13 protein-coding genes are annotated in these 13109 nt (G+C 69.1%); 11 read left to right on the forward strand and 2 right to left on the reverse strand.

The genetic code is table 11. From position 1 onward, the window contains the following. Positions 1–31: 31 nt before the first annotated feature. The 5 genes from fmt (at position 32) to ACNUDN_RS12765 (ending at position 4377) form a co-directional block, all read left to right on the forward strand. Positions 32–964, forward strand: coding sequence for a methionyl-tRNA formyltransferase (gene fmt / locus ACNUDN_RS12745; RefSeq protein ID WP_419122281.1), 933 nt, complete (start codon positions 32–34; stop codon positions 962–964). Beyond that, positions 961–2322: an RsmB/NOP family class I SAM-dependent RNA methyltransferase gene (locus ACNUDN_RS12750; protein WP_419122282.1), complete on the forward strand. Its 1362-nt coding sequence runs from the start codon at positions 961–963 to the stop codon at positions 2320–2322. Before fmt ends, ACNUDN_RS12750 begins: the two co-directional genes overlap by 4 nt. Before the next feature lie 19 nt (positions 2323–2341). After that, complete coding sequence (gene rpe, locus ACNUDN_RS12755) at positions 2342–3046, forward strand: ribulose-phosphate 3-epimerase (protein ID WP_431959971.1); 705 nt, start codon at positions 2342–2344, stop codon at positions 3044–3046. Beyond that, positions 3043–4044, forward strand: coding sequence for a bifunctional diaminohydroxyphosphoribosylaminopyrimidine deaminase/5-amino-6-(5-phosphoribosylamino)uracil reductase RibD (gene ribD, locus ACNUDN_RS12760; RefSeq protein ID WP_419122283.1), 1002 nt, complete (start codon positions 3043–3045; stop codon positions 4042–4044). The genes rpe and ribD overlap by 4 nt, the downstream gene beginning before the upstream one ends. 180 nt (positions 4045–4224) lie before the next feature. Beyond that, a complete protein-coding gene (locus ACNUDN_RS12765; RefSeq protein ID WP_419122284.1) occupies positions 4225–4377 on the forward strand; it encodes a hypothetical protein in 153 nt (50 codons plus the stop codon). On the opposite strand, the gene ACNUDN_RS12770 is transcribed toward ACNUDN_RS12765, so the two are convergent. Both ACNUDN_RS12770 and ACNUDN_RS12775 read right to left on the reverse strand, forming a co-directional pair. Further along, positions 4344–5942: an MFS transporter gene (locus ACNUDN_RS12770; RefSeq protein WP_419122285.1), complete on the reverse strand. Its 1599-nt coding sequence runs from the start codon at positions 5940–5942 to the stop codon at positions 4344–4346. The two genes, ACNUDN_RS12765 and ACNUDN_RS12770, sit on opposite strands and share 34 nt — an antisense overlap. Continuing rightward, complete coding sequence (locus tag ACNUDN_RS12775; protein ID WP_419122286.1) at positions 5942–6646, reverse strand: LppX_LprAFG lipoprotein; 705 nt, start codon at positions 6644–6646, stop codon at positions 5942–5944. The genes ACNUDN_RS12770 and ACNUDN_RS12775 overlap by 1 nt, the downstream gene beginning before the upstream one ends. A 180-nt stretch (positions 6647–6826) precedes the next feature. Here ACNUDN_RS12775 and ACNUDN_RS12780 point away from each other — a divergent pair, with 180 nt between their 5' ends. The 6 genes from ACNUDN_RS12780 to rapZ all read left to right on the forward strand — a co-directional run bounded on the left by ACNUDN_RS12780 (position 6827) and on the right by rapZ (position 13103). Further along, positions 6827–7450 (forward strand): riboflavin synthase, encoded by a 624-nt coding sequence (locus ACNUDN_RS12780; RefSeq protein ID WP_419122287.1) that lies wholly within the window; start codon positions 6827–6829, stop codon positions 7448–7450. A 142-nt stretch (positions 7451–7592) separates the two neighbouring features. Beyond that, positions 7593–8864 carry a bifunctional 3,4-dihydroxy-2-butanone-4-phosphate synthase/GTP cyclohydrolase II gene (locus tag ACNUDN_RS12785; RefSeq protein WP_419122288.1) on the forward strand — a complete coding sequence of 424 codons (1272 nt, stop codon included), beginning with the start codon at positions 7593–7595 and terminating at the stop codon, positions 8862–8864. Beyond that, on the forward strand, positions 8861–9343 hold the full coding sequence (gene ribH, locus ACNUDN_RS12790; protein WP_419122289.1) for a 6,7-dimethyl-8-ribityllumazine synthase: 483 nt from the start codon (positions 8861–8863) through the stop codon (positions 9341–9343). The genes ACNUDN_RS12785 and ribH overlap by 4 nt, the downstream gene beginning before the upstream one ends. Continuing rightward, the gene (locus ACNUDN_RS12795; protein WP_419122290.1) at positions 9340–9813 is read left to right on the forward strand and encodes a PH domain-containing protein; all 474 of its coding nucleotides are present in this window, start codon (positions 9340–9342) and stop codon (positions 9811–9813) included. The genes ribH and ACNUDN_RS12795 overlap by 4 nt, the downstream gene beginning before the upstream one ends. Positions 9814–9933: 120 nt before the next feature. Further along, positions 9934–12051: an excinuclease ABC subunit UvrC gene (gene uvrC, locus ACNUDN_RS12800; protein ID WP_419122291.1), complete on the forward strand. Its 2118-nt coding sequence runs from the start codon at positions 9934–9936 to the stop codon at positions 12049–12051. After that, a complete protein-coding gene (gene rapZ / locus ACNUDN_RS12805) occupies positions 12048–13103 on the forward strand; it encodes an RNase adapter RapZ (protein ID WP_419122292.1) in 1056 nt (351 codons plus the stop codon). Before uvrC ends, rapZ begins: the two co-directional genes overlap by 4 nt. The last annotated feature ends 6 nt before the right edge of the window (positions 13104–13109 follow it).

The raw sequence follows: 13109 nt of genomic DNA on the forward strand, positions 1-13109 counted from the left end.
GGGGGGCGCTGCGCCTCCCTAGACTGGCGCGGTGCGTCTCGTCTTCGCCGGCACACCGGAACCCGCCCTGCCCGCACTGCAACGACTCATCGAATCGCCCCGGCACGAGGTGATCGCCGTGCTGACGCGCCCGGACGCGGCGGCCGGGCGCCGCGGTCGCCCGGCGCCATCGCCGGTGGCGGTTCGGGCGGCCGAGCACGGTATCCCGGTGCTCAAACCGGACCGGCCGAACTCCGACGAATTCGTCGCCGAGCTGGCCGCACTGTCCCCGGACTGCTGCGCGGTCGTCGCCTTCGGCGCATTGCTCGGCGACGCGCTGCTGAGGGTTCCGGCACACGGCTGGGTGAACCTGCACTTCTCGGTGCTGCCGGCGTGGCGGGGTGCGGCGCCGGTGCAGGCCGCCCTCGCCGCCGGGGACGAGGTGACCGGGGCGACGACGTTCCAGATCGAGCGCAGCCTCGATTCGGGGCCGGTGTTCGGGGTGGTCACCGAGACGATCCGACCCACCGACACCGCGGGGGACCTGCTGGAGCGGCTCTCGGTGTCGGGTGCGGGTCTGCTGGAAGCCACCATGGACGGCATCGCCGACGGTACCTTGACTGCGGTGCCGCAGCCGGCCGACGGTGTCAGCGTGGCTCCCAAGGTTTCCGCCGAGGATGCCCGGATCCGCTGGGAACTGCCCGCGCACGTCGTGGAGCGGCGGATCCGCGCCGTCACCCCGAACCCGGGCGCGTGGACCACGATCGGTATGCAGCGGATCAAGGTCGGTCCGTTGACGGTGGCCGGCGACGGACCCGAAGGTCTTGCGCCGGGAGAGATCCGGGCGGACAAAAAGCACGTGCACATCGGGACCGGTTCGGCGCCGGTGCGGCTCGGCACCGTGCAGCCGCCCGGCAAGAAACCGATGAACGCCGCGGACTGGGCCAGGGGCGCCCGACTCGACGAGAACGGCTGGGCCCGATGAAACGCACTCCACTGGACCCCGCCCGGCGGGCCGCCTTCGACGTGTTGCGCGCGGTCTCCGAACGGGACGCCTACGCCAACCTGGCGTTGCCGGCGATGCTGCGCGACCGCGGTATCACCGGCCGCGACGCGGCCTTCGCCACCGAGCTGACCTACGGCACGTGTCGCACCCGCGGGCTACTCGACGCGGTGATCGCCGCTGCCGCCGGGCGGCCGGTGGACCGGATCGACCCGGCGCTGCTCGATCTGTTACGGCTCGGCAGCTATCAGCTGCTGCGGACCCGGGTCGACGACCACGCTGCGGTGTCCACCACCGTCGATCAGGCCGGCATCGAATTTGATTCCGCCCGTGCGGGATTCGTCAACGGTGTGCTGCGCACCATCGCGCGCCGGGATGAGGCGTCCTGGATCGCCGAACTCGCCCCGCCCGCGGCGAGTGACCCGATCGGGCATCTGGCCTTCCAAACCGCACATCCGAGGTGGATCGCGCAGGCCTTCGCCGACGCACTGGGCGCCCGCGCCGGTGAACTCAAGGATGCGCTCACCGCCGACAACACCCGCCCGGAGGTTCATCTCGTGGCGCGGCCGGGCGCGCTGACCGCGGCCGACCTCGCCGCCCAGGTGGGCGGCACGGTGGGACGGTACTCACCCTTCGCGGTCTATCTGGGTGACGGTGACCCGGGACAGGTCGAGGCCGTCCGACAGGGCACCGCACTCGTGCAGGACGAGGGCAGCCAGCTGGTGGCCCGGGCTCTCACGCTGGCACCGCTGGTGGGTCCCGACGGCGGGAGGTGGCTGGACCTGTGCGCCGGGCCGGGAGGCAAGACCGCGCTGCTGGCCGCGCTCGGCGCACCCGGCGGCGCGACGGTCACCGCTGTGGAGCCGGCCCCCCGGCGTGCGGACCTGGTCGAGCAGAACACCGTCGGTCTGCCGGTGCAGGTGGTGCGGGTCGACGGTCGCAAACCGGGACTGGAACCGGGCTTCGACCGGGTTCTGGTCGACGCCCCGTGCACCGGATTGGGTGCGCTGCGTCGCCGGCCCGAGGCGCGCTGGCGCCGGCAGACCGGCGACGTTGCGCAGCTGGCGAAGCTGCAGCGCGAGCTGTTGGCCTCGGCGATCGGGCTGACCAGGCCGGGCGGTGTCGTGCTCTACGCGACGTGCTCACCGCACCTGGCCGAGACCGCAGGTGTGGTCGCCGACGCGCTGCGCCGGCATCCGGTGACCGCGCTGGACACCGGCGAGCTGTTCGCCCCCGCAGCCGATACCGGGGACGGTATGTCGGCGCAGTTGTGGCCGCATCGGCACGGCACCGATGCGATGTTCGCCGCCGCGCTACGGGTGGATCCAGGGCCGAGGTGAGCACCGATAGGCTGAGGTCATGTCTGGACCGCTCGCCCGAGATGCCGTGACCTCGCCGCTCATCGCGCCGTCGATCCTGGCCGCGGATTTCGCCCGGCTGGCCGAGGAGGCCGAAGCCGTGGAGGGCGCCGACTGGTTGCACGTCGACGTGATGGACAACCACTTCGTGCCGAACCTGACGCTCGGTCTCCCGGTGGTCGAATCCCTGCTCGGGGCCACCAGCATCCCGATGGACTGTCATCTGATGATCGAGCACCCGGAGCGGTGGGCGCCGCCCTACGCCGAGGCGGGGGCGTACAACGTGACGATTCACGCCGAAGCCACCGGCAACCCGGTCGCCGTGGCGCGGGATATCCGTGCCGCGGGCGCCAAGGCGGGCCTCGCGGTCAAACCGGGAACGCCGTTGGAGCCCTATCTGGAGATCCTGCGCGAGTTCGACACGTTGCTGGTGATGTCGGTCGAGCCCGGCTTCGGGGGGCAGAAGTTCATCGCCGAGGTGCTACCCAAGGTCGGCACCGCGCGGCGGTTGGTCGATGCCGGTGAGTTGACCATTCTGATCGAGATCGACGGCGGCATCAACGCCGACACCATCGAGGCCGCGGCCGAGGCCGGGGTGGATTGCTTCGTCGCCGGGTCGGCCGTCTACAGCGCCGACGATCCGGCGGCGGCCATCGAGTCCCTGCGCGCCCAGGCCGCCGCGGCATCCCGACACCTGAGGCTGTGAACCTCGACGCCGCGATGGCTGCGGCCATCGAGCAGTCCGACCGGGTCAAGGGCAGGACGTATCCGAATCCTCCTGTCGGAGCGGTGATCCTGGACCGTGACGGCGCGATCGCCGGGGTCGGCGCGACGGCTCCGCCGGGCGGGCCGCACGCCGAGGTGGTGGCACTGCGCCGAGCGGGGGAACGTGCGATCGGGGGGGTCGCGGTGGTCACCCTGGAGCCGTGCAACCACTTCGGCCGCACCCCACCGTGTGTCGACGCGCTCCTGGAGTCCGGGGTGGCCGAAGTCGCGTTCGGGGTCGCCGACCCGAATCCGGTCGCCGCCGGAGGTGCGGCGCGGCTGGCCGAATCCGGTGTGCGGGTCAGTGCCGGGGTGCTCTCGGCCGCTGTCGCCGGCGGCCCGTTGCGCGAGTGGCTGCACAAGCAACGCACCGGATTGCCGCATGTCACATGGAAGTTCGCGACGAGCGTGGACGGGCGCAGCGCCGCCGCCGACGGCAGCAGCCAATGGATCACCAGTGAGGCCGCGCGTGCCGATGTGCATCGCCGGCGGGCCGCCGCCGATGCCATCATCGTGGGCACCGGCACCGTCTTCGTCGACGACCCGGCGCTGACCGCGCGGCTGCCCGACGGCAGTCTGGCTGATCACCAGCCGTTGCGTGTGGTTGTGGGAGAGCGTGAGATCTCGCCGGACGCAACCGTTCTCAATGACGATTCGCGAACGATGGTGATCCGTACCCGCGATCCGCATGAGGTCATCAAGGCGTTGTCGGACCGTACCGATGTGCTCGTGGAGGGCGGACCGACGCTGGCGGGTGCGTTCCTACGGGCCGGGGTGATCGACCGGATCCTGGCCTACGTGGCACCGATTCTGCTCGGCGGCCCGATCACCGCCGTGGACGACGTCGGCGTGCTCAGCATCGCCCAGGCGCAGCGCTGGCGGTTCGACGGCGTGACGCCGGTAGGTCCGGACGTGCTGCTGAGCCTCACGCCGGTATAGCGACAAGCTGCGCCGTCATCCAATCGTTGTCCGCCGTTCACCTGCGGTTTGGGTGCTCGGTCTCACAACCACCGAGGCGCGCCACAGCCATGTCGCCGCACTGATGTCGGTAAACTGGAGCGGGAATTCGCGCTTTCACCGACGAGTTGCGCAGGGTGAGCACGAGCAAAGGATACGAGCATGACTGCACTGCAGGACTGGCTCAGTAGCAGCCCGGTCGACCCCCGCCACCTTCCCGGCGCGATCCGCGGCGCCTGGCGGGAACTGACCGGCGGGGACGCCCGGGACGACGACGAACCTCAGCTGATGGGCCCCGGACTCGAGCGCTGCTGAGCCTCGTCGGCGTTCTCCTCGGCCGGCGTTTCGGCGTGTTCGTCCTTGGCCGCGATCAGTAGGCCGAGCACCGCGCCCACCACGCAGACGATCGCGGTGATGGTGAAGATCTCCCCGTACTGCAGTACATAGGCCTCACGCACCCGGTTCGCCTCCGCGGTCAGCCGTTCGGCCAGCGAGTTACCGCCGGCCGAGGCGGGCAGCGAGGCGAGGTGCTGGTTGAAGCGGTACAGACCCCACGCCGACAGGGCGGCGAGGCCGATCAGCATGCCGATCATGCGGGCCACCACGACCGCAGCCGACGCGATGCCGTGCTGGGCGGCCGGCACCACCCGCAGTGTCGCCGAGGTCAACGGCCCGATCACCAGGCCCAGGCCCAGACCGGCGACCGCGAGGTCGGTGTCGAGTACAGGCAGGCTGATCACGCCGAGATCGTGCCGGGCCGCCAACAGATCGGCGGGCCACCGAGAGATCAACAGGTAGCCTCCCGCGGCGATGAGCAGGCCGGCGCCGGCCACCAGCCGGTCACCGATCCTGGTGGCCAGCCAACCGCCGAGCACCGCTCCGATGGGCAGCGCGATCAGGAAGCGCAGCAGCAGGAATGCGGCCTGGTTCTGGTCCTGCCCCAGTACCCCCTGACCGAACAGTTCCACGTTGACCAACGTCACCATCAGGGCCGCACCGGCGGCCAGCGATGCGCCCAATGCGGCCAGGAACGGCCGGAAGCGCACGCCGTGGGGGTCCAGCAGCCGGGTGCGGGCGAACTTCTCCCAGACGAAGAACGCCACCGCGGCGACGGCGGCCGCGATCAGGACGGGCGGACCCCAGCTGGGCAGGACCTCCCTGCCGTCGGGTCTGGGGTTGTAGAGCCCGATCACGGCCAGTCCGAGCGCGACGGCCAACAGCAGGCCGCCCACCACATCCACCTTCTGTGTGTCCTCGGTCGGTGACCGGCCGGGCAGGCTGAAGTGGATCATCACCATCGCGATCGCCGCCAGCGGCACGTTGACCCAGAACACCGCCTGCCAGTGGTTGAACAGCCAGACCAGCGATATGCCGTAGATGGGACCCAGCACGCTGCCGAGCTCCTGGGCCGCGCCGACCCCGCCGAGCACCGCCGCACGGTTGCGTGCGGCCCACAGGTCCGCCGCCAGGGCCAGGGTCACCGGCAGCAGCGCCCCACTGGCGATGCCCTGGATCACTCGCCCGACGACCAGGATCACCAGGTCCGTCGACAGCGCGGTGACCACCGAACCCAGCGCGAAACCGGTCAGGCTGATCTGGATCAGCAGTTTGCGGCCGAACCGGTCGGAGGCGCGGCCCAGGAGCGGCATGGCCGCGATGTAACCGAGCAGATAGCCGGTGATGATCGGCGTCACGCGCTGGATTTCGTTCACGCCGATACCGACGTCGCGCATGATGTCAACCATGATCGTGACCACGACGTAGGTGTCGAGCGCCCCGAGCACCACGGCAAGGCTGCCCGCGCTGATCGCGATCCGGCGGTTGGTCGCCGCCCGACCCGTCGCCGGTGCGACCGGCGCTGTGGCGGGTGTGCGGTGCATCACACCGCGGGTTTGTCGACGGTCACCGGCTCGCCCCACTGCGACAGGGTCATCGTCACGCTGTTGCCGGGGCTGGGTTCCAGTCGCACCTGCATCAACTCGCGCTCACCGTCCTCGGCGATCCACGCGGTGCCCGGAACCGGACCGGTGGCGCCGATCTGCGGTGCGATCTTGTTGACGGCGTCGGCGCTGACCTCACCGGTGACCCGGACGGTCTGCGTACCTTCGATCGTTTCACGGCCGTCGGAGCTGGGGTTGGAGAAGTTGGCGAGCACGTTGGCCAGACCGACATCGGGATTGAGGATCGCAGCGACGTCGTAGATGTCGGAGGCGGGCCCGAAATTGGACAGCGTGCCACCGGCGGTGATCGCGGCGTAGAGATCGCCGTCGGACACCACGAAATCCACGTCGTTGAGCCGCTGGCCCAGGAAGATGATGTTCGCGGTGCCCTTGGCGGCCACCGCGGGAGACTGCGTGAGATCGCCCTCCAGCGATTCCACGGGCAGTTCGGCGATCTGTCCCTGCACGCTCAGCATCAGGTGCGCACTGGTCTGCCCCTTGGTGGTCTCGCTGGATTCGCTCAGCAGGGTGGTGGCGTCGGGAAGTTCGGAGCCTGAACCGTCGGATGACGATCCGGAGCACCCTGCGGCGAGGGCGACGACGGCGAAAAGGGCGGCGAAGATCGCCAATAGGCGGGTCTGCATGCCTGCATCGTAGAGGGTCCGCCGGTGTCGACGCGCGCCCCGGTGCCCGGGAAGAACCGCAAACAGGCACTCTGAACTGCACTTTCGGCGCGTCGGGAGGTGTCGGTCCGGCATCGATCCGGCGCATCCCCGATCCGGCGGCGACGTCGTTTGCTGCCGGGACGCTTTAAGGTGGTCACCGTGTTCACCGGAATCGTCGAAGAGCTGGGTGAGGTCGTCGGCAAGGAGAACCTCGGTGACTCCGCCCGGCTGGTGATCCGCGGTCCGGTGGTGACTTCGGATGCCGGGCACGGCGATTCGATCGCGGTCAACGGTGTCTGCCTGACCGTGGTCGATGTGCTCGCCGACGGATCGTTCACCGCCGACGTCATGGACGAGACGTTGAATCGGTCGAGTCTGCGCGGCGTCGATATCGGCACGAAGGTGAACCTGGAGCGCGCCGCCGCGGTCAGCAGCAGGCTCGGTGGTCACATCGTGCAGGGCCACGTCGACGGTACCGGGCACATCATCTCCCGTGCTCCCTCCGAGCACTGGACGGTGGTCCGCATCGCGTTGCCCGCAGCGCTTGCGCGCTACGTGGTCCAGAAGGGCTCGATCACCGTTGACGGGGTTTCGCTGACGGTGTCGGCGCTGGGCCCCGACTGGTTCGAGGTGTCGTTGATTCCCACCACCCTGGGGATGACCACGCTGGGCCACGCCGACATCGGCGCGCATGTCAACCTGGAGGTCGACGTCATCGCCAAATACGTCGAGCGGTTGCTCGAACACAAGCTCGAACGCAAAGACGTTCCCGCCGGCGAATGACGGCAGCGGGCGGTCTGCGCGCCGCGGCCGCCGCCGGACCGGGGACCGACCGGACCGGCGGGCAATAACCGGCGCCACCCCGTGGTTCATACTGAAGAGCATTGACACGAGGTTCCGGCGGGGAACCGGCAAGGTGGTGAGGATGACCAGGCTGGATTCGGTCGAGCGGGCGGTGGCCGACATCGCCGCGGGCAAGGCCGTGGTCGTCATCGATGACGAGGACCGTGAGAACGAGGGCGACCTGATCTTCGCCGCCGAGAAGGCGACCCCTGAGTTGGTCGCGTTCATGGTCCGCTACACCTCGGGCTATCTGTGCGTACCGCTGGCCGGAGAGATCTGCGACCGGCTCGGCCTGCTACCGATGTACGCGGTCAACCAGGACAAGCACGGCACCGCATACACCGTCACGGTCGACGCCAAAAAAGGTGTCGGAACCGGCATCTCGGCAATGGACCGGGCCACGACGATGCGGCTGCTGGCCGACCCGGAAGCCGTCGCCGACGACTTCGCCAAACCCGGTCACGTGGTACCGCTGCGCGCCAAGGACGGCGGCGTGCTGCGCCGTCCCGGCCATACCGAAGCCGCCGTCGACCTGGCCCGGCTGGCCGGACTGCAACCGGCCGGCGCGATCTGCGAGATCGTCAGCCAGAAGGACGAGGGGGCGATGGCGCAGACCGATGAACTGCGGATCTTCGCCGACGAACACGACCTCGCCCTGATCTCGATCGCCGACCTGATCGAGTGGCGGCGCAAGCACGAGAAGCACATTGCGCGGGTGGCCGAGGCCCGCATCCCGACTCGCCACGGCGAGTTCCGCGCGGTCGGTTACACCAGTATCTACGAGGACGTCGAGCACGTGGCCCTGGTCAAGGGCGAGATCGCGGGGCCCAACAGCGACGGGCACGACGTGCTGGTTCGGGTGCACTCGGAGTGCCTCACCGGCGATGTGTTCGGATCCCGGCGATGTGACTGCGGTCCGCAGCTGGACGCGGCGCTGGCGATGGTGGCCCGGGAAGGCCGCGGTGTGGTGCTCTACATGCGCGGACATGAGGGCCGCGGCATCGGCCTGATGCACAAGCTGCAGGCCTATCAGCTGCAGGATGCCGGCGACGACACCGTCGATGCCAATCTCAAGCTCGGTCTGCCGGCCGACGCGCGCGACTATGGCACCGGGGCGCAGATCCTCGTCGATCTGGGTGTGCGGTCGATGCGCTTGTTGACCAACAACCCGGCCAAGCGGGTCGGACTGGACGGCTACGGGCTGAACATCATCGAGCGCGTGCCGCTGCCGGTTCGGGCGAACGCGGAGAACATCCGCTACCTGATGACCAAGCGCGACCGGATGGGGCATGACCTGGTCGGGCTGGAGGACTTCGACGAGGCCGTGCCCGGCGAGTTCGGCGGTGCGGTGTGAGTCCGGCTGCCGGGGTGCCCGACCTCCCCGCCCTCGACGCCGAAGGGCTGAAGCTCGGCATCGTCGCCAGCACCTGGCACGAGACCATCTGCGACGCCTTGCTCGAGGGCGCCCGCCGGGTGGCCGCAGCCGCGGGCATCCCGGACCCCACCGTGGTGCGGGTGCTCGGCGCCATCGAGATCCCGGTCGTCGCGCAGGAGCTGGCCCGCGACCACGATGCCGTGGTGGCGCTGGGGGTCGTGATCCGCGGTGAGACACCCCATTTCGATTATGTCTGCGACGCCGTGACGCAGGGCCTGACCCGGGTGTCGCTGGACGCGTCCAGGCCGATCGCCAACGGTGTGCTCACCACCAACACCGAGCATCAGGCACTGGACCGGGCAGGTTTGCCCGACTCTGCCGAGGACAAGGGCGCCCAGGCCGCTGCCGCGGCGCTGTCGACGGCGCTGACCTTGCGTCAGTTGAGATCCGGTTCATGAACGATGGGCAGAAGGGCCGCTGGGACCTCGTGGTCAAGCCGCACCTGACGCCGTACTTCGCCTACGGCGCGGCGGCGCTGATCGTGGCTGCGCACGTGATCGTCGGCGCCTTGCTCAAGGTGGGGTCCACGGGTGTGGTCTTCCGCACCTGGGACCAGGTCGCCATCGCGATGGTCGGCGTCGTGATCGGGGGCTTCGTGTCGCTGTTCGCCCGGCCCCGGCTACGCATCGGCGCCTCGGGCGTGGCGGTGCGAAACCTGTTCGGCTACCGGCTTTTTCCGTGGGATCAGGTGGTCGACGTCTCGTTCCATCGCGGCGCGAGGTGGGCCCGACTGGACCTGCCCGATGACGAATACGTCCCGGTGATGGCGATCCAGGCGGTGGACAAGGGGCGCGCGGTCGAGTCGATGGATCAGGTGCGGGCCCTGCTGCGGCGCTATCAGCGCGACGTCGGCGCATCCCGGCGGTGAACCGAGCCGTGCGCGGCTGACGGACACCCGGTCCGCCGGCGGCCGATACCAGGCCGGCGGCAGGTGCCGCCGCCCCGGGAGTGCGCAGGCGCGTCGGAGCTCGGCAGTAACCTGGGACCCGTGCCCGATCCAGCGACGTACCGACCCGCGCCCGGGTCGATCCCCGTCGAACCGGGTGTCTATCGATTCCGTGACCCGCACCGGCGGGTCATCTATGTCGGGAAAGCCAAGAGCCTGCGCTCTCGGCTCAACTCGTACTTCGCCGACGTCGCGGGTCTGGCGCCCAGGACGCGGCAGATGGTCACCACCGCCGCCAGCGTCGAGTGGACCGTGGTCAGCACCGAAGTCGAGGCGCTGCAACTTGAGTACAACTGGATCAAGGAGTTCGATCCGCGGTTCAACATCCGCTACCGCGACGACAAGTCCTATCCTGTGCTTGCGGTCACCCTCAACGAGGAGTACCCGCGGTTGAAGGTGTACCGCGGTCCACGTCGCAAAGGGGTGCGCTACTTCGGTCCCTACTCGCACGCCTGGGCCATCCGCGAGACCCTCGACCTGCTGACCCGGGTGTTCCCGGCCCGTACCTGCTCCAACGGAGTGTTCAAGCGACACAATCAGATTGACCGTCCTTGTCTGCTGGGCTACATCGACAAGTGTGCGGCACCGTGCGTCGGACGGGTCAGTGCCGACGAGCACCGGCGCATCGTGTCGGACTTCTGCGACTTTTTGGCCGGCAAGACCGACCGGCTGATCCGTGAGATGGAACAGCAGATGACAGCCGCGGCCGAACAGCTGGACTTCGAGCGGGCCGCACGGCTGCGCGACAACATCGGCGCCATGCGCCGGGCGATGGAGAAGCAGACCGTGGTGTTCGGCGACGGCACCGATGCCGACGTCGTGGCCTTCGCCGACGACGAGCTCGAAGCTGCGGTCCAGGTGTTCCACGTCCGCGGCGGCCGGGTCCGCGGACAGCGTGGCTGGATCATCGAGAAGTCCGGTGAGCCCGGCGAATCCACGCTCGAGTACCTCGTCGAGCAGTTCCTCACCCAGTTTTACGGAGATCAGGCCGAACTCGGCGGTGCCAGTGACGGAGGCGGCGACGAGGCGACCAATCCCGTCCCCAAGCAGGTCCTCGTCCCGGTGCTTCCCGAGACTGCGCACGAGCTGGAGACCTGGTTGTCGCAGCTGCGCGGGTCCCGGGTTCTGCTGCGCGTGCCCCAGCGCGGGGACAAGCGCGCGCTGGCCGAGACCGTGAAACGCAACGCCGAAGGTGCGCTCAACCAGCACAAGCTGAAGCGGGCCGGCGACTTCACCGCGAGAAGTGCTGCGCTGCAGAGTATTCAGGATACCCTCGGGCTCGCCGACGCTCCGCTGCGAATCGAGTGCATCGACATCAGTCACGTGCAGGGCACCGATGTGGTCGCGTCGCTGGTGGTTTTCGAAGACGGGCTGCCCCGCAAATCCGACTACCGGCACTTCGCGATCCGGGAGGCAGCCGGGGACGGCAGGTCCGACGACGTGGCGTCGATCGCCGAGGTGACGCGGCGCAGGTTCTACCGTCACCTGCGCGACGCCCACGAACCCGGCGAGATGGCGGCTCACACCGATGTCACCTCCGGGGCGGCTCCGGAAGGCAGACCGCGCAGATTCGCCTACCCGCCCAATCTGTTCGTCGTCGACGGCGGCGCTCCGCAGGTCAACGCCGCCCAGGCCGTCCTCGACGAGTTGGGCATTTCCGACGTCGCGGTCATCGGACTGGCGAAGCGACTCGAAGAGGTGTGGGTTCCGTCGGAGCCCGATCCGGTCATCTTCCCGCGCAACAGCGACGGGTTGTACCTGTTGCAGCGGGTCCGTGACGAAGCGCACCGCTTCGCGATCTCGTACCACCGCAGCAAGCGGTCCAAGCGCATGACCGCATCGGCGCTTGATTCGGTGCGCGGTCTCGGGGAGCATCGCCGCAAGGCCTTGGTGACGCATTTCGGGTCACTGGCCCGGCTCCGACAGGCTGACATCGACGAGATCACCGCGGTGCCGGGGATCGGCGCGGCGACCGCGCGCGCCGTGCTGGAAGCACTCGGAGTCGACACGGCAGCCGATCCCGGAGACGATTCCGGAGACGAGGCTGTCGCCGAGGCCGTGGCAGCGCGCAGACCACCAGATTCCATGGCCGACGCCGCGGCCGATTCCGACGCGGTGACCACGGATATCGGCAATGATCAGAGCAGGGTATCGGGATGACAGAACAGGGCATGCACGAGAAGCTGCGCGGGGGAGCCGGCGACGCCGGCGATGACGTGGGTCTTGAGGCTTCAGCGGACGACACCAGGGCGGCCGACACCACCGCGGACGACACCACCGCGGCCGACACCACAGCGGACGACACCAGTGCGGCCGACACCAGCGCTGGCGATGCCGGCGCGGCCAACGAGAGTGGAATAGACGTCGTCCTGGTGACCGGTCTTTCGGGCGCCGGGCGCGGGACGGCAGCCAAGGTGCTCGAAGATCTCGGCTGGTATGTGGCCGACAACCTGCCCCCTGAGCTGATCGCGCGGATGGTGGACCTCGGGCTGGCTGCGGGCTCGCGGATCACCCAGCTCGCCGTGGTCATGGACGTCCGCTCGCGCGGCTTCACCGGTGATCTGGACTGGGTGCGCACCGAGTTGGGTACCCGCGACATCGTGCCGCGGGTGGTGTTCCTGGAAGCTTCCGACGACATCCTGGTGCGCCGGTACGAGCAGAACCGCCGCAGCCATCCGCTGCAGGGCGATCAGACTCTGGCCGAGGGCATCGCCGCCGAACGCGCGATGCTGGCACCGGTGCGGGCTTCGGCGGACCTGGTGATCGACACCTCCTCGCTGTCGGTGCATGCGCTGCGCGACAGCATCGAACGGGCGTTCGCCGCCGAGACCGTGGCACACATCAACGTGACCGTCGAGTCGTTCGGGTACAAGTACGGGTTGCCGATGGACGCCGACACGGTGATGGACGTGCGGTTCCTGCCCAATCCGCACTGGGTGGACAACCTGCGGCCGCACACGGGTCAGCACCACGAGGTGCGCGACTACGTGCTCGGCCAACCCGGCGCGGTCGAGTTCCTCGACTCCTACCATCAGTTGTTGGACGTGGTGATCGACGGGTACCGACGGGAGGGGAAGCGCTACATGACCGTTGCCATCGGCTGCACAGGTGGCAAGCACCGCAGCGTCGCAATGGCCGAAGCGCTCGCCGAACGTCTTCAGGATGCCGACCTGACGGTGCGCGTGTTGCATCGTGACCTGGGGCGCGAATGAATGAGT

It is taken from the genome of Mycobacterium sp. smrl_JER01, from assembly GCF_048513595.2.
GTDB lineage: Bacteria > Actinomycetota > Actinomycetes > Mycobacteriales > Mycobacteriaceae > Mycobacterium.

Excerpts from the sequence above, each read along its gene's own strand:
- rpe (WP_431959971.1), top strand. The coding sequence starts at position 2,342 with ATGTCTGGACCGCTCGCCCGAGATGCCGTGACCTCGCCGCTCATCGCG.
- ACNUDN_RS12765 (WP_419122284.1), top strand. The coding sequence starts at position 4,225 with ATGACTGCACTGCAGGACTGGCTCAGTAGCAGCCCGGTCGACCCCCGC.
- ACNUDN_RS12770 (WP_419122285.1), bottom strand. The coding sequence starts at position 5,942 with ATGCACCGCACACCCGCCACAGCGCCGGTCGCACCGGCGACGGGTCGG.
- ACNUDN_RS12775 (WP_419122286.1), bottom strand. The coding sequence starts at position 6,646 with ATGCAGACCCGCCTATTGGCGATCTTCGCCGCCCTTTTCGCCGTCGTC.
- ACNUDN_RS12785 (WP_419122288.1), top strand. The coding sequence starts at position 7,593 with ATGACCAGGCTGGATTCGGTCGAGCGGGCGGTGGCCGACATCGCCGCG.
- rapZ (WP_419122292.1), top strand. The coding sequence starts at position 12,048 with ATGACAGAACAGGGCATGCACGAGAAGCTGCGCGGGGGAGCCGGCGAC.
- ACNUDN_RS12750 (WP_419122282.1), top strand. The coding sequence starts at position 961 with ATGAAACGCACTCCACTGGACCCCGCCCGGCGGGCCGCCTTCGACGTG.
- ACNUDN_RS12795 (WP_419122290.1), top strand. The coding sequence starts at position 9,340 with ATGAACGATGGGCAGAAGGGCCGCTGGGACCTCGTGGTCAAGCCGCAC.